This is a genomic window from Rhodococcus sp. IEGM 1366 (assembly GCF_033142425.1).
GTDB lineage: Bacteria > Actinomycetota > Actinomycetes > Mycobacteriales > Mycobacteriaceae > Rhodococcus_F > Rhodococcus_F globerula.
On the sequence record NZ_JAWLRZ010000012.1, the window covers coordinates 13623 to 37565 of the forward strand.

19 protein-coding genes and 2 pseudogenes are annotated in these 23943 nt (G+C 60.3%); 9 read left to right on the forward strand and 12 right to left on the reverse strand.

What is annotated here, in order from left to right:
* Nucleotides 1-10: 10 nt before the first annotated feature.
* Genes R4P64_RS28915 through acsA form a run of 3 tightly spaced genes read right to left on the reverse strand, consistent with a single transcriptional unit; the run spans nucleotide 11 to nucleotide 3776 of the window.
* On the reverse strand, nucleotides 11-985 hold the full coding sequence (locus tag R4P64_RS28915; protein WP_045067609.1) for an alpha-ketoacid dehydrogenase subunit beta: 975 nt from the start codon (nucleotides 983-985) through the stop codon (nucleotides 11-13).
* Nucleotides 985-1983, reverse strand: coding sequence for a pyruvate dehydrogenase (acetyl-transferring) E1 component subunit alpha (gene pdhA / locus R4P64_RS28920; RefSeq protein ID WP_411742716.1), 999 nt, complete (start codon nucleotides 1981-1983; stop codon nucleotides 985-987). Before pdhA ends, R4P64_RS28915 begins: the two co-directional genes overlap by 1 nt.
* Nucleotides 1980-3776, reverse strand: coding sequence for an acetate--CoA ligase (acsA, locus tag R4P64_RS28925; RefSeq protein WP_317823604.1), 1797 nt, complete (start codon nucleotides 3774-3776; stop codon nucleotides 1980-1982). Before acsA ends, pdhA begins: the two co-directional genes overlap by 4 nt.
* 610 nt (nucleotides 3777-4386) lie before the next feature.
* Here acsA and R4P64_RS28930 point away from each other — a divergent pair.
* Entirely contained in the window at nucleotides 4387-5256 is an 870-nt protein-coding gene (locus R4P64_RS28930) for a universal stress protein (protein WP_317823605.1), read from the forward strand.
* A gap of 1 nt (nucleotide 5257) precedes the next feature.
* Entirely contained in the window at nucleotides 5258-5824 is a 567-nt protein-coding gene (locus R4P64_RS28935) for a universal stress protein (protein ID WP_317823606.1), read from the forward strand.
* A 141-nt stretch (nucleotides 5825-5965) separates the two neighbouring features.
* Here the strand turns inward: R4P64_RS28935 and R4P64_RS28940 are convergent, their stop codons facing one another.
* The 3 genes from R4P64_RS28940 to R4P64_RS28950 all read right to left on the reverse strand — a co-directional run bounded on the left by R4P64_RS28940 (nucleotide 5966) and on the right by R4P64_RS28950 (nucleotide 8353).
* Entirely contained in the window at nucleotides 5966-6169 is a 204-nt protein-coding gene (locus R4P64_RS28940) for a hypothetical protein (RefSeq protein WP_317823607.1), read from the reverse strand.
* Between the two features lie 134 nt (nucleotides 6170-6303).
* Entirely contained in the window at nucleotides 6304-7266 is a 963-nt protein-coding gene (locus tag R4P64_RS28945; protein ID WP_317823608.1) for a 3-oxoacyl-[acyl-carrier-protein] synthase III C-terminal domain-containing protein, read from the reverse strand.
* Entirely contained in the window at nucleotides 7250-8353 is a 1104-nt protein-coding gene (locus R4P64_RS28950) for a 3-oxoacyl-ACP synthase III family protein (protein ID WP_033236211.1), read from the reverse strand. The genes R4P64_RS28945 and R4P64_RS28950 overlap by 17 nt, the downstream gene beginning before the upstream one ends.
* Nucleotides 8354-9384: 1031 nt before the next feature.
* Between R4P64_RS28950 and R4P64_RS28960 the strand changes: the two genes are divergently transcribed.
* The 3 genes and pseudogenes from R4P64_RS28960 to R4P64_RS34045 all read left to right on the forward strand — a co-directional run.
* Nucleotides 9385-10566, forward strand: coding sequence for a serine hydrolase domain-containing protein (locus tag R4P64_RS28960; protein ID WP_317823704.1), 1182 nt, complete (start codon nucleotides 9385-9387; stop codon nucleotides 10564-10566).
* Between the two features lie 243 nt (nucleotides 10567-10809).
* A pseudogene (locus tag R4P64_RS28965) lies at nucleotides 10810-11305 on the forward strand (zinc-binding dehydrogenase); the annotation flags it as partial.
* A gap of 395 nt (nucleotides 11306-11700) precedes the next feature.
* A pseudogene (locus tag R4P64_RS34045) lies at nucleotides 11701-11793 on the forward strand (cyclophilin-like fold protein); the annotation flags it as partial.
* Nucleotides 11794-11948: 155 nt separating this feature from the next.
* Here R4P64_RS34045 and R4P64_RS28970 read toward each other — a convergent pair.
* The 6 genes from R4P64_RS28970 to R4P64_RS28995 all read right to left on the reverse strand — a co-directional run bounded on the left by R4P64_RS28970 (nucleotide 11949) and on the right by R4P64_RS28995 (nucleotide 18831).
* Nucleotides 11949-13157: an acetyl-CoA C-acetyltransferase gene (locus tag R4P64_RS28970; protein ID WP_317823610.1), complete on the reverse strand. Its 1209-nt coding sequence runs from the start codon at nucleotides 13155-13157 to the stop codon at nucleotides 11949-11951.
* Between the two features lie 281 nt (nucleotides 13158-13438).
* Complete coding sequence (locus R4P64_RS28975; RefSeq protein ID WP_317823611.1) at nucleotides 13439-14239, reverse strand: SDR family NAD(P)-dependent oxidoreductase; 801 nt, start codon at nucleotides 14237-14239, stop codon at nucleotides 13439-13441.
* Nucleotides 14236-14772: a carboxymuconolactone decarboxylase family protein gene (locus R4P64_RS28980; protein WP_317823612.1), complete on the reverse strand. Its 537-nt coding sequence runs from the start codon at nucleotides 14770-14772 to the stop codon at nucleotides 14236-14238. Before R4P64_RS28980 ends, R4P64_RS28975 begins: the two co-directional genes overlap by 4 nt.
* A 279-nt stretch (nucleotides 14773-15051) precedes the next feature.
* Nucleotides 15052-15849, reverse strand: coding sequence for an N-acyl homoserine lactonase family protein (locus R4P64_RS28985; protein ID WP_317823613.1), 798 nt, complete (start codon nucleotides 15847-15849; stop codon nucleotides 15052-15054).
* Between the two features lie 217 nt (nucleotides 15850-16066).
* Nucleotides 16067-17377, reverse strand: coding sequence for an MFS transporter (locus R4P64_RS28990; RefSeq protein ID WP_317823614.1), 1311 nt, complete (start codon nucleotides 17375-17377; stop codon nucleotides 16067-16069).
* Nucleotides 17378-17520: 143 nt separating this feature from the next.
* Nucleotides 17521-18831, reverse strand: coding sequence for an MFS transporter (locus tag R4P64_RS28995; RefSeq protein ID WP_317823615.1), 1311 nt, complete (start codon nucleotides 18829-18831; stop codon nucleotides 17521-17523).
* A gap of 334 nt (nucleotides 18832-19165) precedes the next feature.
* Between R4P64_RS28995 and R4P64_RS29000 the strand changes: the two genes are divergently transcribed.
* From R4P64_RS29000 to R4P64_RS29015, 4 genes are all read left to right on the forward strand, one after another.
* Nucleotides 19166-20623: an aldehyde dehydrogenase family protein gene (locus tag R4P64_RS29000; RefSeq protein ID WP_317823616.1), complete on the forward strand. Its 1458-nt coding sequence runs from the start codon at nucleotides 19166-19168 to the stop codon at nucleotides 20621-20623.
* A 12-nt stretch (nucleotides 20624-20635) separates the two neighbouring features.
* Nucleotides 20636-21574: an NAD(P)-dependent oxidoreductase gene (locus R4P64_RS29005; RefSeq protein WP_317823617.1), complete on the forward strand. Its 939-nt coding sequence runs from the start codon at nucleotides 20636-20638 to the stop codon at nucleotides 21572-21574.
* A gap of 190 nt (nucleotides 21575-21764) precedes the next feature.
* Complete coding sequence (locus R4P64_RS29010; RefSeq protein WP_317823618.1) at nucleotides 21765-22538, forward strand: GntR family transcriptional regulator; 774 nt, start codon at nucleotides 21765-21767, stop codon at nucleotides 22536-22538.
* 253 nt (nucleotides 22539-22791) lie between these two features.
* Nucleotides 22792-23943 carry an acyl-CoA dehydrogenase family protein gene (locus tag R4P64_RS29015; RefSeq protein WP_317823619.1) on the forward strand — a complete coding sequence of 384 codons (1152 nt, stop codon included), beginning with the start codon at nucleotides 22792-22794 and terminating at the stop codon, nucleotides 23941-23943.

A 23943-nucleotide genomic window follows, 5' to 3' on the forward strand; every position in this document is an offset into this window, starting at 1 on the left:
GTTCCTCACGTCACCGATCACCTGTCACGTTCCGCGCCGTGGACACGATCGTCTCTATCTGCGGGATAGCAGCCTGCTCGAGGTGTTTCGGGTACGGCACGGGAACTTCCGCGCTGCATACTCGACGCGGTGGCGCGTCGAGTTCGTAGAACGCTGTCTCCACGATGCGAGTCATAACTTCAGATGCCAGACTTCCACTGCGCCAACCTTCGTCGACGACCACAGCTCGGTGAGTCTTGCTCACAGATGATGTGATTGCCTCGGTATCGAGTGGTCGTAGGACGCGGAGGTCGAGCACCTCGGCATCAAGGCCCTCCTCGGCGAGTGTGTCTGCTGCAGCCAAGGTCTTGGGCATGGACCCGCCGTAGCTGATCAAGGTGATGTCCTTGCCGACTCGACGAACCTTCGCGGAGTCGATATCGACGGGCTGCGGCCAGTCGATATCTGCGACACTGTTGTATAGCCCGACGTGCTCGAAGATGATCACCGGATCCGGATCCGCGAGGGCTTGGGCGAGCATGCCGCGGGCGTCGGTCACCGTTGCGGGAGCGAGCACACGAATCCCGGGGATGTGGGCATACCAATTCTCGAGACTGTGGGAGTGCTGGGCCGCAAGTTGTCGACCTGCACCGGTAGCCATCCGGATAACGACCGGCACCGAGAATTGTCCGCCGGACATGTGTCGTATCGACGCTGCTGTGTTCACGATCTGGTCAAGTGCCAGCAAGCTGAAATTGACCGTCATGATTTCGACGATCGGCCGCATCCCACCGATCGCCGCGCCGATCCCGACACCGACGAATCCCAATTCCGACAGTGGCGCGTCTCGGATACGGTCGGGTCCGAACTCGGCGAGCAGCCCTTTCGAGACTGCGTACGTGCCTCCGTAACGACCGATGTCCTCCCCCATCAGGAAGACACGGTCATCTGCCGACATCGCTTCGCGGATCGCCTCCCGCATCGCTTCGCGGTAACTTGTCTTCATCAGGTCTCCTTCGCCGCATCCGCGGGAGTCAGGACATCTCGCAGGAGGTCCTCGGGTGACTCCCAGGTGCCGGCTTCAGCGAAAGCGACAGCGGCGTCCACTTCCGCTGCTACGGCATCGTCGATTCGAAGGAATTCCGTCTCGCTGAACAGGCCCAGCCCTTTCAGTCGAGCTGAGAATGTGTGGATCGGGCCACGTGCCTTCCACGCGTCGACTTCCGCTTTGTCTCGATACAGTTCCGGATCGAACATCGAGTGCGCGCGGAAGCGGTAAGTCTGAAACTCTACGAAGTGAGGCCCCTCAGTTGCCCGTACATGGGCCGCGCCCGCCCGCGCGGCTTCGAGGCTCGCAATGACATCCATTCCGTCGGCCCGCAGGGTCGGGACGTCGAAGGAAGCAGCCTTGACGCACAAATCTGTCTGGGACTCGGACCGTGCGAGTGCGGTACCCATGGCGTACAGGTTGTTCTCACAACAGAACAGCACCGGAAGTTGCCACAGGGATGCCAGATTCATCGATTCGTGGAAGGCTCCTTCGGCCATGGCTCCTTCTCCGAAAAAGCAAGCGGTAATGCTCTTTCGTCCCTGCATCTTGTCCGCCATCGCCAGCCCTACGGCAAGGGGGATGCCGCCGGCGACGATAGCGTTGCCACCGTAGAAATGTGTCTTCGCGTCGAACAGGTGCATGGAGCCGCCCCTGCCTCGCGAACAGCCCTCGCGTTTTCCGAACATTTCCGCCATGATTGCGTTCATCGGCACCCCATGGATGAGTGCGTGGCCGTGTTCGCGATACGTGGCAACCACCGAATCTTCTGGCAGTAATGCGTGTAGTGCGCCAACTGCGACAGCTTCCTCGCCGACGTACAGGTGCAGGAACCCGCGAATCTTCCCCGCGCCGTACAGTTCTGCGGCCTTTTCTTCGAGTCGTCTAATACGGAGCATGTCGGTGAGAAGCTCGACTGCGAAGGCCTTGTCGTAAGCAAAGGTGTTCACAGTCATTCACCTTCGCTCGTCTGCGTCGACCTACTGTCGTCGCTCTCGAGCGTCGATGTGTCACCCTCCGGCAACCCGAGTTCTCTGGCCTTGAGCAACCGCCGCATGATCTTGCCGCTTCGTGTGTGGGGCAGCACGTCGACGAATTCGATTTCTTTGGGTGCGACCGCGGCTCCGAGCTTTGTTCGTGCATATCCGAGCAGTTCTCGACGGAGCGCGTCGTCGGGCTTCCACCCGCTCTTGACCGCCACGAAGGCTTTCACAACCTCGCCGACGATCGCGTCCGGTTTTCCGATCACTCCTGCTTCGGCAACCGCCGGATGCTCGGTGAGGACGTTTTCTACCTCGAACGGGCCGATAAGGTGCCCTGCCGATTTGATGACGTCATCAGCGCGGCCGACGAACCAGAAGTAGCCGTCGGCATCGCGTTTGGCGAGATCACCGGTCAGGTACCATTCGCCGGAAAAGCACTTACGGTAGCGTTCGTCGTCGTGTAGATACCCGCGGAACATGGCCGGCCACCCACGTCGGAGGGCGAGTTCACCCTCGACGCCGGGTTCTTCGACGACGGAGACCGTGCCGTCCGCGGATCGGGTGACGACACCGGCGCCGACACCGGGTAGCGGACGCCCCATCGACCCTGGTTTGATGGCGAATCCTGGGGTGTTGGCGATCATGATTCCGCCGGTTTCTGTCTGCCACCAGTTGTCGTGAATCGGGTGGCCGAGTACGTCTCGGCCCCACAGCACTGCATCGGGGTTGAGGGGTTCGCCGACACTGGCGATGAATCTCAGTGTCGGGAAGGAAAATTCGCGCGCAAGATCCGATCCGTATTTCATCAACATACGAATGGCTGTGGGGGCGGTGTACCAGACCGTCACCTTCAACTGTTCAAGGATGCGGTACCACCGCTCGGCGTTGAACTCTTCGGTGTCTACGACGGACGTGACGCCGTGCAGTAGCGGGGTGATGACGCCGTACGACGTTCCGGTTACCCAGCCGGGGTCGGCGCTGCACCAGTACGTGTCGGTCGAGTGCAGATCAAGCGCGTAGCGCCCGGTCGCGAAATGTGTTGCGACAGCGCCGTGGACATGGATGGCGCCCTTGGGTGCTCCCGTGGTTCCGCTGGTGAAATGAAGCAGAGCGATGTCGTCAGCGGTTGTCGGTGTGATCTCTGCATCGTCGTCGACTTCCGACATCGCGGTGTGCAAGTCGATCGTTCCTGGAAGGTCGGTAGGTGTATCACTTGTACCGATCAACAGCACGTGGCGCAGCGTCGGGAGATCTGCGCGAATCTTCTCCACACGTTGGCGGTAGAGGCGTTCTGTGGTGACGAGGACCCTGGCGCCACCGAGCCTGATACGGGTCGCGAGGGGTTCCGGACCGAATGCGGAGAACATCGGTGAAACGATGCATCCGTTGCGTAGTGCGCCGAAGAACACGGTGTACAACTCCGAGATGCGTCCCATGTAAAGGAACACCGGATCACCTTTGTCGACCCCGAGTTTCCGGAGCACATTGGTGAAGGTCCTCGACCGTTTGGCTAATTCGCCGAAGCTGATATCACTCGTTGTCAAGTCTGTGGACTCCCCCGAGGGCCCGATGACGCGGAAGGCTGTCTCGTCCCGCAGTGGTCCGTCGGCATGCCGGTCGACCGCATAGTAGGCGATGTTGCATCCCCCAGGGGCCCAACCGAGTTCACGGTTAATCTCGGTCCAGGAAAAGCGTTTCCGTTCGCCTTCGTAGTCCATGAAGTTCGGTGGACGATCGACGTTGAGTGAACGGTCGATGATATCCATGGGTGGCCCCGTCGGTTCGGCGTAGTGCGTGTCGATCGTTTAGGTTCACTTCCAGCGTTGTCCGTGCACTGTCAGCCGGATAGGGGCTAAGGACCGTAGCCGGCCTCTGAAAAGTCGCTGGCCGATGTCTGCGCGGCCCCTAGGGAATCGGATGCTGTACGGTGCGGGGCCGCGCTCGCGCGGGTCGCAGAATCTGCATCAGCGGCGGTACACACGCCACTGCCAAGCACCGTGTGTGCACATGTCGAGCGTCGGCGCTACCCAGACTGGAATTGTGGCCAAACTGATGGTCCGGGGATGCACCTGATCTGTTGAGGTATCTCGGCGTCAGCGTCACGACTTCAGGAACCTGGACAATGTCGTGCCGTCGACGCGAGGATACGGTTTCGACACGGTGAACGTCCTTCAAGCGCCACTCACCCCACAAGAGATCAGATATCACCTCTCCCTGAGGCAGACCCCCATTACCTGGAACGACGAGAGCGTCGACCAACATGCGCTGAAGATGACTTTCTCCTCTGATGTCGATACAGCGCTCCTCTCAGGATGGAAGAGCAGCCCACCGGAAGTTCGACCGCTACCGAGTCCCGCCGACAGTCGGAGGCATCACGTGAATACCAATCCACCCATTGTCGTAGGCATCGATGGAACGCCACAGTCGGATGAGGCTGTGTGGTGGGGTGCACGCGAGGCCCCGCTGCTATTGATAACCGCGTTTCTCACCCCCACCACCTACGGAACCACGTTCAGCATTCCAAACGTCTTCTTCGAGGACCACGAAGGCAGAGCAGAACAGAGGTTGGCGCAGGCAACAATACTCGCCCGAAAAGCCGTCGAGGGCCATCCGCTGAACATCCACTGCGAACTGCGCACCGACCTCACGATTCCCGCACTCCGCCGCGCATCGCAGGACGCCGCGATCCTGATAGTCGGATCTCACGCGCAGAAGGAATCCGTTGGCAGCATCGTCAGCTCGGCGCTAGCTGTTCACTCATTGTGCCCCTTCATTATTGCCAGAGGATTGACTCAGACCCCGGCCAACCACTCTCGGCGCCCGATACTGCTGGGTGTCGACGGAACCGAGCACAGTCGACCTGCCATCACAGCAGCATTCGCGGAAGCATCTTTGCGCGGTGTCGACCTCCTCGCAGTGCACGCCTGGTCCGACATCACCATCGCTGTGGTATTCCCAACATTCCGCGATGCCGACTGGATCGATCACCAAAACGATCAACGAAACCGTCTCGAGGGAAATCTCCGAGAATTCCGAGACCTGTATCCCGAGGTAACAGTGCGTCCGGTCCTGGCCATGGTCCAGCCGGGCAAGTACCTGATCGAGTACTCCCGGCGCGCGCAGTTGGTGGTGGTGGTGGGCCGACGAGGCCGCGGCGGATTCAACGGCATGCTCCTCGGAAACACTTGCCGTGAAGTCATCCACGCCGCCCAATGTCCAGTGATGATCGCCAACAGCGGCCGGTGACATGACTGCCTATAGCAAGCGCCGTCGTTTCCACGCTGGGCGGAGAGCCCTCGAACCGATCCATATCGACGGACCGGTATGCCAGCGCCCGCCGTGCTGTCACCTCGTGGTCGGAGTCGACGCACACCCTGGCATCCATCCTGCACTGGCGTTCGCGATCGGCTTCGCTCGGCAACTCAACGCTGAACTGCACGTGGTCCACAGCATCGATCTCGCCGACTACCCCATCGAACCCGACTCGCCACGCTACGAACACGAGTTCGCCGAGACACTCGAATCCGAACGCGCTCGAACATGCGCCACACTCGCATCGTTTGGCGGTCCCTGGTCCTACGAGGTCTCACCGGAGGATCCCGGGAGACTGCTGACAGCCACCGCAAACGCATGCGACGCGGTGATGATTGTCATCGGAACACCACGGAGAGGGATCACTTCGATCATCGAACGCATATCCGGTGAGTCTGTCTTAGCCCACCTGATCCACCACACCCATCGTCCGCTGCTGATGATCCCGGACAGTGCGGCATTCCCCGGCCAGCCCGCCAGCCCACCGGCGTCAGCCCCATGACGTGTCATCCACTCCTGTGGCGACAAACAGTGACGCATCCCGTTATGAATCAGTGAATCTGATTCATAACAACAGTTTCTCCGGTTTCCAGAGGAACCGATTTAGCCGTTTCTGCCGGGCGGCGCGTGCGACGCGGCCTGGTCAGGCCGCGCTGACGGTTTGGCTCGACGCCGGTGGGCGCTCGGTTCTGCTAGCCGCCGTCGAAGGGTTACCGGCGGGTAGTTCCTTCACATCTGTTGTCTCGCCATGCCGCACGGCCGCATTGATTCCCATAACCCCACACCACCACGCTTCACGTTTCTCGGATTCGCTCCACACCACTAGATCGACGTCACGTGAATCCATGTCACTCTCCTTAAACCATCTCGTGTGGTACCCAGTTCGCATCAAGCGAAACGGCGCCTAAGGCGAAGACGAGATGCTGAGCCGACTACTCCAGCGATTGCTCCACGTTTGCTGTGCGGCGACTGCGGAACGTGTCAGGGAGCGGTCTCGACGCCGGATCGCTGGTCCTTAACGATGATTCTTCCGTGACGCCATAGTCGCCTCGCCCTCTTCTCCTCAGGTATCGGCGGGCCGTCGTACAGGGCGGCGCCTGCGGTCACACCCGCTCCCACTGCGACGAGCACTGTGCGTGCACGTGTCGAACGTCCTCGTTCTTCCCTCTCCAAAGCTGCGATCAGTGCAGCGGTGTGCATGTGCTCGGCGTCAGCCACGGTGACGCGCGACTCCGGCATTCCCAGCTTTGCTGCCAGTGCGGCCCGAAACCCAGGGCGGGCGGGCGCGGCCACGACGGAATCGACTTCTGCCAGTTCCAGTTTCGCCTCCTGCAGACATGTGGCGACTGCTTCGTAACCCGCCGCAGCGTAGTCCTCGTCGAGCGAACTTGACTCATGGAAACGCAACACATTCCGGTTGTCGTTCTGACCAACCGTCGCCCGGAACGAGTCCCCTCCATCGATACGATTCACCCAATGCACCTGGCCGAGCCCATAGTGATCATCGGTCCAGCAGCACAACGCCGCTCCCCCCACTGCCGAGAAGGGAAACCTCTCGCTGAGCCCGTGCCCCGGGTCGGCATCACTGGCGACGACGAGTGCGCGTTCGATCACACGGGAACGAAGAAATCCGTCAACAATCTGCAGCGCGGTCAACACGCCACAGGTACCGTTCGCGACATCGAAGGAGAACGTTCCATGGTCGCCGGTGTGCGGATCCTCTGGATGGGCGCCGATATCGTCTTGAATGAGAGCGGCAAGGGCCGGTTCACCGAGATTTCGGTCGCGATACAGACCTGCGTTCAGGAGGAGATCGAGGTCGTCGGGGCGACATCCGGCCTTGTCGAGGCAGGACCGCGCCGCCGCTGACGCGAGGTGAAGTGCACTGTGCCGACTCCGCCATCCACCCCGGGTGAGGGACAACTGCTCAATGATCGTTCCCATAGCGCGCCACCAGTTCTCCATCGATTTCCACTAGAACTACCCCGATCTCCAACCCAGAGGCCAAGGAGATCAACGCGACAGTCTCTCCCGGCTGGATACGGCCGGCCTCGAGTTCCTCGACCAACGCCACCGTGTGAGTTGTCGACGCTGTGTTCCCGTATCGGTCGACTGTGATGACCGCGTCATGCCGCGGACTGTCTCCGAACGACGCCTCCATCTGAGCCATACCCTTCTTGATTGCCCGCGCGGAAGTCTGATGAGTGATCACATGGTCGATGTCGTGTATCGACAGCTCGAGTGAGTCGAGTACCTCATGTAGGAGCAGCGGGGTGTCGGCGATGGCTGCCTTCTGAATCGCGCGCGAATTGGTAAACATGCGAGCGCCCGGAGCACCGCCCTTCGGGTAAGCGAGACATAAACGGCTGTAATCGGCCACGGTGGTGAATCCGGCAAGTCGGATCCCGACGGCACCGGCGGGCGCCCGTTCGAGGACAAGCGCTGCGCCCGCATCGCCCAGTGTCAACGAGGCCAACTCTTTACTCATGATGTTGTGGATATGTTGCGCGGCATTGCGGCCGAGTTGGGAAATATATTCACCACTCACGATCAAAGCCCGCTCGACGACACCCTGGCGTATCCAATTGTTGGCCACCATGACACCGGTGAGCATCCCTGCGCATGCATTTGAAAGATCGAACGTCATGGTCTTGTTCGCTCCGAGAGCCCGCGCGACGACACCGCTCATCGTGGGTTCAATCCATTGAGTGAGACCATCACGAAACTTGGTGATGCTGCAGCTGATCACTACGTCTATCGACTCAATCGAACGGCCCGACTTCTCCAAGGCATCCCGTGCGGCCGCCGTTGCAAGGGTGTAGGAATCCTCATCACCCACACTGACGCGGCGCTCGTGAATCCCGGTCAAACGTTCGAGATCGATATGGGTCGAATGCCGTGTTGTCGTCATCAATTCGTCGGTCGTGAGCCGTGTGACGGGAAGGTGCCGACCTGCCCCCGCGATCCGCGTCCGGTAAGGCTCTCGGATGTCATTGCCTTCAGCGTCCGTCACCAGCCAGTGCTTGACCATTTCGCTCTATTCCTCGGTTCGTCTTGCGCCGTACTTTCTGCCACTGGGCATCGCATCGTGTTGACATTCAGCAGTATTCGCGCGGAGACCACCATGGACTTCTCGCCTGCTTCCGCGCTGAGCGGCAACGTCGACCTCAATCCGCTACGAGACGGGACGCGCCAGCGTTCGGCTAATTCATTGGACTGCTCGAATTGCATTGCAAATCAGATGAATTGACTAGTCACATCATCGGCATCATGTGCATGGGCGGAAGTACGCCCAAACTGTGAAGACACATCATGAAGGTGTGACACGTCTGCATCGCGTTCACTGCGATCACTCCTTTCGTTACGCCCTGTGGAGTCACTCAGGGAGATGATTGTGTCCTGAGAACGGTCAGGCGGTTCTTGTACTCGTCTTCGTCGATCTCTCCACGTGCGAACCGCTCGGCAAGCATCGTCTCCGCACTGTGGCGCGGTAGGGATCTAGGTGGAGGATCGGATCCATGTCCGACATAACGAATCAACAGAAAGATTCCGACGATCAACAAACTCCAAAACAGTGCCATACCAATGAACATCAGTGCGTAATCCCAACCCCAACTACTGAGATGGTGGGTATACATCACAGCGAGGCCTCCTACATTCTCCCTTCGGCAATGAACACGCCCGGTCTCGCAGCGCCCCACGCCTCTTCTCCTATCGTGCGCTCTTTTCCGATCGGCCCACAGGGTCTTTCTGCTCGTCTTGACAGGCGGCCCGAGTTCTCGATCAACATGCCGGAAGTCCTTGCCATGAGAGTTCTTCGGCTCTACCTGTCCGGATGTCCGGGGCGGGATTCTCAGGGTCAAGTGCGTTCCGGCGATTCTTGGGAGGCCTGATGCCATGGTCACGCGCGGTTCTCCCTGCGCTAACAGGGAATCCTGCAGCTGTATTCGGTGTTGCACACAGCGAGGTAGTAGTCAACGACCTCCGATCGAATGAGAAGTACACATCATGACAAGTCCCCGTGAGGTCGAGAGCATCCGCCCGACTGAAATACCGGTGCCGATGCGTTCCGAGCTTTCAGGGCAACGCGTTATGCTCGTCGATCCTCGTTTCGGTCAGCTGGCCGGGCAGTTCTTCCGACTCTTCGAGCGGCCCTCGAGCGGTGGCGGCGCGCTTGCGGTCTACTTCGGCGGCGAGCCAGTTGTCGACATCTGGTCTGGGTGGGCGGCCCGTGACACGCGCTGGCAACCAGAGACCGTATCCATGTCCTTCTCCACCGGAAAAGGTGTTGCGAGTACGGTTCTGCACCGTGTCGCAGAACGCGGGCTGATCGAATACGACGCACCTGTCGCCGAATACTGGCCCGAGTTCGCGAGTGCTGGCAAGGACGCCGTCACGGTACGGCAACTGTTGACTCACCAAGCCGGATTACATCGTGTACGTGGCCTGGTTCCGGGACAGTTGGCTCTGCTCGATCACGACTGCATTGTCAGCGCTCTCGCGTCAGCTACACCGGACCGACGCGGCCTCATTGCGCCCGGATATCATGCAGTCACCTTCGGTTCCCTCGTCGCAGAACTTACAAGCCGGGCAACCGGTACATCATTCACCGATCTTGTCCGCACCGAAATCGCGGAACCCCTGGGAATCGACGAGTTCTGGTTCCAGGTACCCGGAGATCAACGCCATCGAATTGCGAAACTCTTCCCTCAGATCAACCCCTTCAGGATGCCATGGGACACCGCTTCCTCCGCGCTGGCACGGATGCCGGCATTCCGAAATATCGCAGATGCAGGGATGCCGGAGGGATTCGACAAACTGGTCCACAATCCTTCCATCCACGATTACGTCATGCCCGGATGGAACGGCGTTTTTAGTGCACGCGCCCTCGCCCGCATGTACGCAGCACTCGCGAACCGAGGTGTCGTGGGAGGTAACCGGTTCCTAGGGGAAGAGACCCTCGAACAGCTCGGTGAGGTGCAGACAATTGCACGTGACTACGTCCTTGGAATCCGGATGAACTGGCGACTCGGCTACCACTCGGCATTCGTTGCCCAACGCAGTCAATCGGTGCACGCCTTCGGACACTACGGCCTCGGCGGATCGGGCGCATTCGCGGACCCGGAGACCGGCTTGTCCCTAGCCTTCGTAACGAACAGAATGGGCGGTGTTCTCACTCCATTCGCGGACCTACGGTTGGCCAAACTGGGGGCCCAGGCGGAATCGATCGCCCGTTCTCTGTGAACTGAAGCGATTCCTGCGCACGGCCACGCCAGTCGCGCCGGGTAGTCCCCAGCCCGATAAGCGCAGTGTAAACCCCACATACGTCGACACAACGAACACGTTCGGTCGCACGCTTATCGACGTTGTCGGGCCGAGCCAACCTGTCCAACAAAGACTTCGGCGACGTACGGGTACTACACCCGGGTAGACCACGACAGTACGGTGATGCCATCCGGGATTCGGCAAGCGCATCCCGGAGTCAGTGGCCAGCTGGGCCACATGGCAGACCAGATCGCACGCGCACTGGGCGCCGACGTCGCCGTCCCGTCCCAAACCCTACGCAAAATGGACGACGGCTTGCGTCTAGGCGCCGATCACTTCGACGCCACCAGTAACCCGACAACGTTCACCAATCTCGCCGACACCTTCGATCTGAAAGTGAACACCGTCAGCGCGAAAATCGATATCAGCTCCTACCTGCAGTCGCTGACACTCGACGGTTCCCTGGTGAACGTCGGCGCACCGTCGAAACCGCTTCCGGTGAACGTGTTTTCGCTGATCCTGGGGCGCCGCTCCTTCGCCGGGTCGGCGATCGGCGGCATCCGCGAGACCTAAGGAAATGCTCGACTTCTGCGCTGAGCACGGCATCACTCCCGAAACCGAATTCATCGCCGCCGATCACATCAACGACGCATACGAACGCGTCCTTGCCTCCGATGTTCGGTACCGGTTCGTCATCGACATCGCAACCCTCGTCTAGGCTAGGAGTTGAGGGTGTGGCCGCGAACAAAACTCCGGCCACACCCGCATTACTGCGCTGCCCCTTGCGAACTCACCCGCTTAGCGACCGGCAGGCGATGAGCCGTTCACCACGCCGAACCTGTGAACTGCAAACGAGAATGAAGGAACCCCTGCGACAAAAGCTCCTCATCGCAGGAACATTGGCCATCGTGTTCGCCGTCACCGGATACGCGACACCCCTCGAACCTTCCACCTCGAATTCGACGCTTCCCGCTGCCGAACACATCGGTTCCTTCGTCCGCGAGCAGTTCTGCCGACCCGGCAATCGAGGTGGGCATGGTCAAAGGGACCGTCGTGCGCTTCACCGCAGGCGATACCGAAATAGACGTCATGATCTAATCCGACAATCCCACAACCCGTGATTTCCTCTCGATGCTTCCACTCACGCTCTCAGTCGAAGAATTCGCGGGAAGGGATAAGATCAGCCAACTTCCCCGAAAAACTTGAGACAGAACGCTCGCCTGAGTCCGACCCCGATCGAGGACGACTTCCGGCAATCATTCACCTCGGCCAACCAGGATGTGGTCGGGTCATCAACCTGCACAGGAGAATCGGCGGACGTCAGCTCCGCGCGACAAGTGCACCGTCGGCGCGGCAACACATCAGACTCGTTCGAACACGGCAGCCAGTCCCTGGCCACCGCCGATGCACATGGTTTCGAGGCCGTAGCGGGCTTCCCGTCGATCCATTTCGCGCAGCAGAGTGGCGAGGATTCGTCCGCCGGTCGCACCTACAGGGTGACCGAGTGAGATGCCGGAGCCGTTGGGGTTGATTCGGGGGTCGTCGGCTTCGAGTTTCCAGGTGCGCAGAACTGCAAGTGCCTGTGCGGCAAAGGCTTCGTTGAGTTCGATGGCGTCCATGTCCGCCAAGGTGAGGCCGAGGCGGCCAAGTGCCTTCTCCGACGCCGGAACGGGGCCGATGCCCATGGTGCGGGGCGGAACACCGGCAACACTCCAACTGGCAAGGCGGGCAAGGGGACGCAGACCGAGTGAGCGTGCCTTCTCGGCGGTGGTGACGATGGCGAGTGCCGCGCCGTCGTTCTGACCGCTCGCGTTGCCGGCCGTGACGGTAGAGTCGGGATCGATCTTGCCGCGCATGGGGCGAAGGCGGGCAAGGGATTCCATCGAGGTGTCGGCGCGCGGATGCTCGTCGGTGTCGACGAGGAGTGCATCACCCTTGCGCTGGGGAACGGAGACCGGAACGATTTCCTGGGCAAAGACGCCATTCTTCTGGGCGGCGACTGCGCGCTGATGAGACTGCACGGCTAATGCGTCCTGATCCTCGCGGCTGATGGAGAACTCTGCCCGCAAGTTCTCTGCGGTTTCGATCATGCCGCCAGGGACCGGGAAATCGCGGCCGCCGGCAGTGACACGGGCGCGGGCCAAACGATCACTGAGCGCCACGGCTTCACCCTTGACACCCCAACGCATTCCGGTGGCGTAGAACTCGGCCGCACTCATGGACTCGGCGCCGCCGGCGAGAACCAGATCGCTACCGCCGGACTGAACCTGCATGACTGCCGCGATGATCGCCTGCAAACCGGATCCGCAGCGCCGATCCACCTGCATGCCGGGGACATCGATGCCGAGTCCAGCATTGAGCGCGGCAATGCGGCCGATGGCCGGGGCCTCACCGCTCGGGGATGCCTGCCCCAAGATCACGTCGTCCACATCGGAACCGGAAATTCCGGTACGCGAGACGAGTTCGGTGATCAAGGTGGAAGCGAGGTCTTCCGGTGCGATGTCGCGGAAGACACCGCCGAAGCGGCCTACCGGTGTGCGGAGGGGTTCACAGATGACAACGTCGTTCATGACAGATTCCTTGGATTGTCGATACGGGCCTATTGGTGGCATGTTCGGTCGTGCAGAGCGTTTGCGAAGCTATTCGGGATCGGGATCTTCATCGAATAGACTCCGGGACATGTTGTGCTAGTAGATGATACAAATCTTCGGTGGGCATCCCACCGACGATGATGAACAGTGTTGTGGTTCCGCCAACTCCCGCTCCTATACCGACACGGGCGGCAGCTGCAATCTGACTGAAGCGGGTTCCACTCAGCCGCGGGGAGGCTCGCCGTTGGTGTTCAACCTGTTCAGTCGCAGCGGGCTGACATGCCGCCGTCTACGACGATCTCGGTGCCGGTGATGAACTGTGCCTCGTCGGAAGCGAGAAACAGCGCCACGTTTGCTGTGTCGCGGCCGTCGCCCATGAAGCCGAGGGGAATCCGTGCCAGGCGCTGCTCGAGGAGCTCGTCGACGTCTCCCCCAGTGCGCTGACGCGCCAGGCGGACCTCGACCATCGGTGTGTGCAATTGGCCGGGAACGACGGTGTTCGCGCGTATTCCGAACGGCGCATGCTGGACTGCCACCGACCGGGTGAACGCGATGACACCAGCCTTCGAGGCTGCGTACGCCGCCTGTGCGGACCCCGTCCATCGGATACCTGAGGTCGACGCGGTGTTGACGATGGCCCCAGAACCTACGTCCTTCATGTGCGGAAGCACATGCTTGCATGTCAAATAGGTTGTGGTCAGGTTCAATTCGAGCTGACGGCCCCAGTCTTCTTCGGACATCTCCACCGGCCCACCCGGATGGGATCCTCCGACGTTGTTGACCAGGATGTCGATCGCCCCGAGCGTACTGCGGCATTCGTCGACCATGGCGCTCACCGCGTCGGTGTCGGTGACATCGCATTGAAACGGCACGATGGCGTCGTTGCGGCCGCCGAACCGCGCCACGGTCTCTTCGAGCGCCTCAGCGTGGAGGTCGACTGCGAAGACCCGGGCGCCTTCCTCTGCGAATCTGACTGCGGCGGCGCGCCCGTTGCCCCAGCCCGGTCCGACGCTACCGGCGCCGGTGACGATCGCGACTTTGCCTTCCAGACGTGCGCTCATGCTGTGATTTCGCTTCCTTCGGTTTCTTGGATCTGGCCGATGTCAAGGGCGACTAGGAACCGCGAGACCATGTTGTATGCGGCGATGGTGCCGGTGAGTTCGACGAACTGCTCCGTGCCCAGCAGGGCGTGTATTCGGTCGCTGAGTTCGTCGCTCACAGATATCGTGCGGGTCATCGCGTCGGTGTAGGTCCGCACCAGTAATTGCAACTCGGTCAAGGGTGCAGTGTCAGCGCCTTCGCGTAGGGCCGCAACCTGTTCAACGGTCAACCCTTCATTCAGTGCCAGGGGTACGTGTGCGTGCCACACGTAGTCGGCGTCGTTGAGGTCGGCGACCCGACTGATCGCCAGTTCGCGTAGGTCTCCCGGTAGGTTCATCTGGCTGCGCACGGCGGCGAGGAGGCTGTTCCAGCCGTCGGCGAACGGTTCGCTGTGCAGCAGGGCATCGTCGAGTGGGGTCAGATGGCCGCCGCGCCGGGTTCGCAATCGGTCTGCGATTGCTCCTTCCCTGGCTGCGGGTTCTACTCTTGGCACGTTGCGTGTCCTTCGTCTGCTCGCTGTTCAACAATTGTTCCGGCCACTATTGACATCGAATTATGTTGGCGCGTCTCCTGTTCGACAACCATGACGAGAGATGTCACTGCGCCCTTTGATGACTCCAGCGGCGCAGATGGGCTGACTTCCTTCTCCACCAGAGCATCCTCGAAAGGTCCCCAAAATGCTTCGCTCACCGCTCATGACTCTGTCGTGACCATTGAGAGCTGATCCGCGGCAGCGAACGTGAGCACAGTGTGGCCACGCTCAGGGTGCGGGTTATCCTTCGGCCGGATCGTGGTGCAAAGCGACGATGCCCTCTGGCAACCCCGCTGAATCCTCGGCATAGCGCTTCATCACCTGCGGATCGTGACCGGGCACGATGTGATCGACATCGCTTGCCAGGTGCAAGATCTGATCGTAACCGTCCATCATCTGCGGCACATTGACGATCCCTGGAAAGGGATTGCGACGCTCGAAGTTCTCGTAGTAGTGAAGTGCGTCGGAGGCCACGACAACCCATCCCCGTCGCGTGAGCACCCTGACGATCTGAAGGCCAGGAGTGTGTCCGCCCACGAGGTGCAGCTCCATACCCTTTGCGACGGTTGCTTCCCCCGCCACTTGGTTGACACGGCCCTTGAAGGACTGCTGTAGAAGGCTGCAGACGTCGTCGGCTTCGAAGAAGTGGTGCAACTCGGGGTGACGCATCGCATCGCTGGTGACGTAGGCAACCTCTGCTTGCTGCACCCAGATACGCGCAGCGGGAAAGTGGTCGAGGTTGCCGGCGTGATCGTAATGCAGGTGCGTCACAACTACATCGGTAACCTCCCGGGGGTCGATGCCCAGTTCGCGCACGGCGTCTTGCGGGCTCCGCTCGAGGGTGCGGCGGCGGTGGGCCCCTGCTTCGGTGCTGAAACCGGTGTCGATGGCCACGACCCGCTCATCGTTGCGGGCCAGCCACATGTCGAAGTCCATGCGCATCGTTCCCTCGCGGGCAGGGCCGTTGAGGAAGTTGTCGCGAGCGGGCCGGTCGACGTGGCCGAGTCTGATGGCAAAGAGTTCGAAGGGATCGCTCATGACGGCATCACTTTCCGCTTGAGGTGCTTGACAGGGATCGGGTAGTGCCGATCACGAATGAGGTTGGTGCACATCGGCATATCCATCACCTACCCCGATGGATTCGAGTGTCTTGATGTCTGACATCGCACTTCCGCTTCCCTGTTGATGGTTTCTGTCGCTGCATCACCGGCCGTCCGAGATGCTCCAATCCACTTACTGCACAAGGGCTTCCGAATCAGCCTTGCAGTTCCTTACCTTTGGACTCTTTGATGAGAAGCGCACCGATAAGGGAAATGGACGCCATCAGCATGATGAGAAATGCAGGAGATCGAAGGCTCCCGGTTTCTTCTATCAGCCAGGTCGATACGTAGGGGGCTGTGCCGCCACCGAGAACGGCTGCGAAGTTGAAGCCCATGGAGAAGCCGGTGCTTCTGACGTTGGTGGGAAAGAGCTCGGAAATGACTGCGACTAGCACGCCAAGGTGGGCTGAAACGAGCAGGCCATAGACGATCTGACCGATTATGGCTGAGACTGGGCCGGTTCCCATGAACATGAAAAGCGGGTAAATCAACAGCAGGGTCAAGCCAACGGAGCCGATAAGAATCGGTTTACGGCCAACCCGATCCGAGAGTTTGCCCCAGACAGGAATCATCAAAGTTGCGATGGCAAGAGTGCACGTAGTCGCTATGGCCGCGGTCGACGAGTCCACGAGCTCTGCCCGGGTGAAGTACGTCCCCAAATACGTGAAGACCAGGTAGTACGAAGCTTGGGAGGTCAGCGCGATCATGGTCGTCAGCAGGACAATCTTCCAGTGAAGTCGGAACAGGATGACTGCCGGCGCTTTGGTCACCTGCCGCTCTTCGAGGTCTTCGAACTTGTTCGACTCTTCCATTTTCTTCCGGAAAATGAGAGCTATCAGCGTGAAGACGACAGAGAGATAGAACGGCAGACGCCACCCCCAGTCAACGAGTTCCTCTGATGTCAGTGCCAAATTGAGCATCGCAACAGTGAACGCACCGAGAAGTGTGCCGATCATCAAGCCCAGCATCGTCGTGCTGGTGACAAATCCGCGTTTCTCTGGCGGAGAAGCCTCGGCTACGTACGTTCCGGCGCCGCCCATTTCACCACCCGCCGCGAGGGCCTGAACAATTCGCGCCGTGACAAGCAGGATGGGAGCAATGACACCCGCAGTCTCGTAACTGGGGAGGAATCCGATGCTCGCTGTGGCAATTCCCATCCCGCCGACAGCGATGATCAACGCAGGTTTACGTCCATACTTGTCGGCGATGTGGCCGATGACCAAGCCGCCGATGGGTCGGAACACAAACGACGCAGCGAACACCGCAAGCGCTAGAAGAAGTCCAGTTGCAGGATCAGACGAGGGAAAGAACACTACTGCGATGGTGGTAGCCAAAAACGCATAAACCGTGAAATCGAAGTACTCGATCGCTGATCCGACTCCACCGATCCAGATGGCTTTTCTGACTTTGTCTTGCGCTAATCCACCCCGCGTTTCCTGAGCTGGGGTCAAATGTTGCTGGGTCAATGGATTGTCCTTAGTTTCAATTTTCCGCGGCTATTCCGGATCAGCTCGACCCCAACATAATTCGCGTATACGAACTGGCCTGCATCGCAGCCGCCCGGGATAACGGCCAATGTTGAGGAAGTACTACATTTCGCTTTCTGCGCTCACCGTGTGAGGTCGTTGTCGCGCGTTTCTGATGCCCGCCAGAGTGCGACCAAGCTGATGGCGCAGATGCCCATCATGAAGAATGACGTCGTTGTCGAGTTTCCACTGACGGCATACAAGGCGGCTGCAGCCATCGGGCTCAGTCCCGCAACGATCGATCCTGTCTGGAAAGCGACTGACGAACCGGTGTAACGCGAGGATGTCGGGAACTGCTCGGATACGTACGCCGCCATGGGCCCGTAAACCGCGGCGTGGCACAGAAACGCCATCACGAACGCGAGCGTAACCAGTGCCCTCGTGCCGGATCCGAGTAGAGCGAAAATGGGGAACGACATCGCGATGTAGATGGCCAGACCGGCTGCCATGACGGGGCGGCGACCGAACCGGTCGGAGATCCGCGCGAAGGCGAGGACTGCGAAGATAGCGATGAACTGTGCTACCGCGAAGGCGAACAGAGTGTCGGAGCGTTCTGTTCCACCATTGACCGCGAAGGTGATGCCGAAGGTCGAGAAGGTGGCCTTCAGCGCGAAGAGGCCGACGCAAGAGAAGGTGACGATGACCAGGACTCGGGGTTTCTTGAGAATCTGGAGAAGGGGCATTTCACGCTTGGGTGCATCCTTGTCCTTCTCGAGCGCCGCAACGAAGATCGGGCTCTCGCTGACTCGGCTTCTGATGAACAGGCCGAGTGCCACCAGAATTGCGGAGAGTAGGAAGGGGATTCGCCAGCCCCAGGACATGAAGTCTTCCTCGGGGAGCCACGCGACGGCGCCCATGACGAGCGTTCCCAGAAGGGATCCGGAGGGAGCGCCTGCATTGGTGAAGGAGGTCAGAAACCCGCGCTTTTTCGGGTCTGCATGTTCGAGCGACATGAGGACAGCCCCACCCCATTCACCTCCGATGGCGATTCCCTGAATCAGGCGCAGCAGGATCAGCAGGACTGCACCCCAGGAGCCGATCATCTCTGCCGATGGAACCAATCCGATCAGGACCGATGCTCCGCCCATCATCGACATCGAGATCATCAGCATCGATTTTCGGCCCAGCCGATCGCCGAAGTGCCCGAAGACGATCCCACCGAACGGCCGCGCAAGGTAACCCGCTGCGAAGGTGCCGAGTGAGGCGATGGTCGCAGCGGTGGGTGAGAGGTTGGAGAAGAAGACCGGGCCGAACACCAGCGCTGCTGCTGTGCCGTAGAGCAGGAAGTCGTAGTACTCGAGCATGCTGCCGAAATAGCTCGACGCTACGACGCGTCTGACTTCCTTGTCGCGTTCCTTGGTCGACAACGAAGTCATGGATTTGATTGCAGTCATTGGAACCTCATAAGGAGTCTCTCACTGAAAGTTTCTGGGCAGAAGCCGGCCCTGCCGAAGAGGCGTTGCCGAACGGATCGTGCGTAGCACCGAATGGAAGCCACCCGCGGTTACGGGTCCTTCACACAACATCCGAACTACGAAGGAACGTGATGCCAGTCACGAAGGTATCAACGTTAGGACGTACGGTCAAGCTTCGAGCCCATTGGTCGTAATTCCACCTAAAAGGCCAGTAAAACGACCGGAAGATGTTGCCGGCGCCACAAACATGCTAACGTTAGGACGTTCTAGTTTCCGTTCTTATTACATCGATATCCACCACAGGGAAGTGACTATGACAGGCGTGCAGCAGCTGCGGGCGGTCCAAGGCGCCGCCTGGATCAACGGCCAGGCAATGGACGGCGATGACGCCCCCATCGACCAAATAGACCCTTCAACCGGCGCGCATCTCTACACCCTCGCGGGTTGTTCGGCAGCCCTCGTCGACCAAGCGGTCGAAGCCGCCAATACCGCGGTCGACACATGGGGATCGATCACAGATTTCGAACGCGCTCGCAAGCTCCTCACCCTGGCGGAGTTGCTGAGGACCAACCAGGGGCGCCTTGCCCATCTGGAGAGTCTCGATACCGGCAAACCACTACGACAAGCGAAGGCGGACGTCGACACCGCTGCACGGTATTTCGAGTTCTATGGCGCGTTGTGCGACAAGACCGGCGGGGAGGTGTTCCCCACCGAAGACGACGTCTTCTCGTTCTCCCGCTACGAGCCCTACGGTGTCGTCGGACAAGTCGTACCGTGGAATGCGCCGTTGAGCCAATTGGCCCGAGGTGTTGCGCCCGCCCTGGCTGCGAAGAACACTGTGGTCGTCAAGCCTTCGGAGCTCACCCCGTCGACCGCACTCGAATTCGGACGACTGGCCGACGAGGCCGGGATCCCCTCTGGGGTTGTCAGTATCGTTGTCGGCCTTGGTAAATCGACGGGAGCCGCACTTGTCGGCCACCCCCTAGTGCGCCATGTGTCCTTTACCGGATCGGTGAACACGGGCACGCACGTCATGGCGTCCGCAGCCCGAAGAGCGGTTCCGGTGCATCTCGAGCTCGGGGGCAAGTCGCCTCTGATCGTGATGGCCGACGCTGATCTCGACGCGGCAGTTGACGCCGGCGCCAACGCGATCATCAGAAATTCCGGCCAGTCCTGCTTTGCATGTACCCGAGTACTCGTCCATGAAAGTGTCCACGACGAGTACGTGCAACGGCTCGTCAACAAGGTCTCTCCGCTCCGGCCCGGCCGAGGGCTCGACGACCCCGATCTCGGCCCGCTGTCCTCTGCTGCGCAGGTCGAGCAGGTCCTGTCCAAAATCCGGGGTGCAGTCTCCGATGGAGCTCGAATAGTCGCCGGCGGCGACATCGCCCATGTACCCGACTTTCCCGGCGGCTTCTACGTGCAGCCCACCGTCCTCACGGACGTCGACAACAACATGGCCATCGCGCAGGAAGAGGTCTTCGGTCCCGTCCAATCGGTTCTGCGGTTCTCGAACTTCGAGCAAGCGATTCAGATCGCGAACGACAGTGAATACGGCCTCTCCGCGGGAATCTTCACCCGCGACTTTGCTACGGCTCACCGTGCGGCGACGCGCTTGAGCGCCGGGCAGGTCTTCATCAATCGGTACGGCGGCGCAGGCGTCGAGTCGCCCTTCGGTGGCTACCGCAAAAGCGGTATCGGCCGCGAAAAGGGTGTGCAGGCACTCCGCGCATACAGCCAGTTGAAAACGATCATCGGTTACTACGGATAGATAGGATCCACAATGACGATTTCCCAACAGATCTCGGAACAGAACGACACGACCGCTCTCGATTCGACCATCACGTCCTCAGTCGGCATCATCGGGCTCGGAGCGATGGGCGGATCGGTCGCCCACCGCCTCGTAACGGCCGGTTTCCAGACATTCGTTCGCGACCTCGACCCCGCAGCCGTGGCACGTCTGACGGATGAAGGTGCAAGCACGATGACCGACGAATCGGTTGCATCCCTCGAGGTCGTCTTCACGAGCCTGCCCGATGACCGAACCTTGCGCGCCGCAGTCCTCGAATCCGGACTACTGTCCCAGCTCCGAGGCAAAATCCTCATCGATCTGAGTACCACGCTGCCTTCCACCATCGAAGAGATCGCCGAAGAAGCCGTCGCGCACGACGTGAGAGTCATCGACTCCCCCGTCTCCGGAGGCCCTCCGGAGGCCCGCGACGGTCGACTCGTCCTCATGGTCGGAGCCTCGGATGCCGACCTCGACGTAGCGAAGCCGTTCCTCGATGCCATCGGCATCGTCCAGCATGTCGGCGGGGTAGGAAAGGGCAAGGCCATCAAGATCGTGAACAATACGATGGCGATGGGGAACGTCGCGGTCGCAGTCGAAGCGTTCGCACTCGGCCGCAAGCTCGGACTCGACGCACAGCGTCTCTACGACGTAATCAACCAGTCAGGAGGCCGATCCTTCCACTTCTCCAAGCGGATCCCCTATGTCCTGGACCGCGACCTGAGCCCGCGATTCGCCCTCTACCTAGCGGAAAAGGATCTCCGACTCGCGCTGACCGTGGCCCACGACTCGGCATTTGCGATGCCGGCGGCAGGAGCAATCCACCAGATCTTCGAAGCCGCGCGCGCAAAGGGACTCGGCCAACTCGACAGCGTTGCGCTGATCAAGCTGTACGAGGACATGGCAGGCATCGACGCTGCCGGGTCGGACTAGCTGCGAGGCGACACGCGCCGGTCGCGGCCGTTGACGCAGGCTCGGACCCATTCGGTGATCATGGGAGAATAAGAGGAAACCCGTGGCTTTTCCTTCGGAGTACATTCGGCACTACAATGCGAACTCAGGTATCTCGGGCCTTACCTCGGCCTGGAATCGAAGTTCGAGCGTTGACCAATCAGGAGTATTCATGAGCACCTCTGCCCTTGATCCTGATGCAGCCCTGCCGCTCTACCATCAACTAGCCGACAGGCTTCGGCGCCGGATCCTCTTGGGCGAATACCCGGTCGACTCAACTCTTCCATCAGAGCCGCAGCTCATGTCCACCTACTCGGTGAGTCGGGTCACTGCTCGCCAGGCAGTCGGAGTACTGGTATCGGAAGGGCTGGTGATCCGGGGCAGCGGCCGCGGAACTCGAGTTCTACCTGCCGCCGCGGCACAGGTCGGCCAACACTTCAACGGATCATTGTCCGAATTGATGCAAGAGACCAAACGTTCCGGAGTGAAGGATGTTCGGATCGAACGACATGCACCCGTCGAGGAGCGAGTTCGCTCCGCCCTCGGACTCAATGTCGGGCACGTCGTCCGAGTTTCCCGTACCCGCCATCTCGATGGCCAGATTTTCGCGTACAGCGTCGATCATCTTCCTGAGAAGGTCGGCAACCTGATCGATGAAGTCAACCTCGAACGTGACTCGCTGATGACCATTCTTGTCGAATCCGGCATCGAACTGACCAGCGCAAGGCAATCCATCCGAGCCGACATCGCCGACCCGGAGATTGCAGCGCGACTGGATCTGCCTCAGGGAGCACCGGTACTCACAGTCACTCGCGTCATTTTCGGACCGAACAAGAAGCCGATCGACTACGTCGAGTCCTACTACCGAGGCGACCGCTACACCTACACGGTCAACCTCAGCCTCGATAACGAAGGCGCCGAATCCCTTTACGAGGGACTCGCGTAGCTCAAACACGGCACACGGCACACGGTCGCGATTACCGAAGTGCCTGCTACGTCCTCCGCAGACGTCTCGAAAACAGGCAAAAATCGGCGAGAACCGATTCTCGGCGCCCAGAACGCCCACTGATGCGGACAGACATGAACGAAGTCGGTAGGCCGCTTAGTGCGCGCAAGCGCATTTCGGTATTCATTCCGACGTCTCAGAAGATCGACCTTGAGTACGAGTACTCGGGGTCTCTCGACTCCAAGGAGAACCCATGGACCTCACCCTCAACCCCGAGCACCGCGAATTCGCCGAGGTGGTACGTCGCTTCGCCGCCACAAAACTGGCTGCAGGAGCTCTCGAACGCGCCCATCATCACGGCCTCGATCGCGAACTCAACAAGATGCTCGCTGAACAGGGACTGATCGGAATCACGATTCCGGAAGAGCATGGCGGCCAAGGCGGCGACCTGATGAGCGCAGTGCAAGCAATCTACGAAGTAGCCCTGCACTGCCCCACTGCCGCGGACCTGGTCCAAGCTGGAAACTTCGGGGCAATCCGCACCTTCGCGCAATACGCCAGCACCGAACAACGCGAACGTTTCCTCCCCGGTCTCCTCTCCGGCGAAAAACTCATCGGTCTCGGCATGACCGAACCCGGCGCTGGATCCGCAGTCACCGAATTGACCACCACCGCAAAGGAAGACGGCGCCGGCTACCTGATCAACGGCACCAAGATCTTCGGAACCCATAGCGTCGACGCAGACTTCTTCCTCATCTACGTCCGCTTCGGCCCTGGCACCGGCGGAATCGGCTCGGTCCTCATCGAGCGCGGAGCGGAAGGCCTGAATTTCGGCCAACCCACCGAATTCATGAGCGGCGAGAAATGGTGCCAGCTCTACTTCGACAACTGCTGGATCCCCAAGGAAAACGTTCTCCTCGGCGAAGGCGGCTTCAAGAAACAGATCAGCGGTTTCAACGTCGAGCGACTCGGAAACTCCACCCGCGCACTGGCACTGGGCCGCCACGCTTTCAACATTGCCCGTGACTACGCACTCGACCGCGAGCAGTTCGGCCGCCCATTGTGCGAATTCCAGGGCCTGCAATGGAAGTTCGCCGACTGCGCCGTCGAACTCGACAGCGCACAACTGCTGCTCTACCGCGCGGTCACCGATCTCGACGACAAGGGCCTCCCCAGCGCCTACAACACCGCCGCCGCGAAACTCGCCTCCAACCGAGCCGGCTTCCACGCAGCCAACGAAGCCGTACAGGTCATGGGCGGAACGGGTTACAGCCAGGAATCGCTCGTCGAATACTGCTTCCGTCGTACCCGCGGCTGGATGATCGCCGGCGGCTCCATCGAGATCCTGCAGAACCGCATCGCCGAAAACGTATTCGGACGCCGCTTCAGCCAGCGGAAAGGCTGA

Excerpts from the sequence above, each read along its gene's own strand:
- R4P64_RS28915 (WP_045067609.1), bottom strand. The coding sequence starts at position 985 with ATGAAGACAAGTTACCGCGAAGCGATGCGGGAGGCGATCCGCGAAGCG.
- pdhA (WP_411742716.1), bottom strand. The coding sequence starts at position 1,983 with ATGACTGTGAACACCTTTGCTTACGACAAGGCCTTCGCAGTCGAGCTT.
- acsA (WP_317823604.1), bottom strand. The coding sequence starts at position 3,776 with ATGGATATCATCGACCGTTCACTCAACGTCGATCGTCCACCGAACTTC.
- R4P64_RS28935 (WP_317823606.1), top strand. The coding sequence starts at position 5,258 with ATGACTGCCTATAGCAAGCGCCGTCGTTTCCACGCTGGGCGGAGAGCC.
- R4P64_RS28940 (WP_317823607.1), bottom strand. The coding sequence starts at position 6,169 with ATGGATTCACGTGACGTCGATCTAGTGGTGTGGAGCGAATCCGAGAAA.
- R4P64_RS28945 (WP_317823608.1), bottom strand. The coding sequence starts at position 7,266 with ATGGGAACGATCATTGAGCAGTTGTCCCTCACCCGGGGTGGATGGCGG.
- R4P64_RS28950 (WP_033236211.1), bottom strand. The coding sequence starts at position 8,353 with ATGGTCAAGCACTGGCTGGTGACGGACGCTGAAGGCAATGACATCCGA.
- R4P64_RS28960 (WP_317823704.1), top strand. The coding sequence starts at position 9,385 with ATGCGTTCCGAGCTTTCAGGGCAACGCGTTATGCTCGTCGATCCTCGT.
- R4P64_RS28970 (WP_317823610.1), bottom strand. The coding sequence starts at position 13,157 with ATGAACGACGTTGTCATCTGTGAACCCCTCCGCACACCGGTAGGCCGC.
- R4P64_RS28975 (WP_317823611.1), bottom strand. The coding sequence starts at position 14,239 with ATGAGCGCACGTCTGGAAGGCAAAGTCGCGATCGTCACCGGCGCCGGT.
- R4P64_RS28985 (WP_317823613.1), bottom strand. The coding sequence starts at position 15,849 with ATGAGCGATCCCTTCGAACTCTTTGCCATCAGACTCGGCCACGTCGAC.
- R4P64_RS28995 (WP_317823615.1), bottom strand. The coding sequence starts at position 18,831 with ATGACTGCAATCAAATCCATGACTTCGTTGTCGACCAAGGAACGCGAC.
- R4P64_RS29000 (WP_317823616.1), top strand. The coding sequence starts at position 19,166 with ATGACAGGCGTGCAGCAGCTGCGGGCGGTCCAAGGCGCCGCCTGGATC.
- R4P64_RS29005 (WP_317823617.1), top strand. The coding sequence starts at position 20,636 with ATGACGATTTCCCAACAGATCTCGGAACAGAACGACACGACCGCTCTC.
- R4P64_RS29010 (WP_317823618.1), top strand. The coding sequence starts at position 21,765 with ATGAGCACCTCTGCCCTTGATCCTGATGCAGCCCTGCCGCTCTACCAT.
- R4P64_RS29015 (WP_317823619.1), top strand. The coding sequence starts at position 22,792 with ATGGACCTCACCCTCAACCCCGAGCACCGCGAATTCGCCGAGGTGGTA.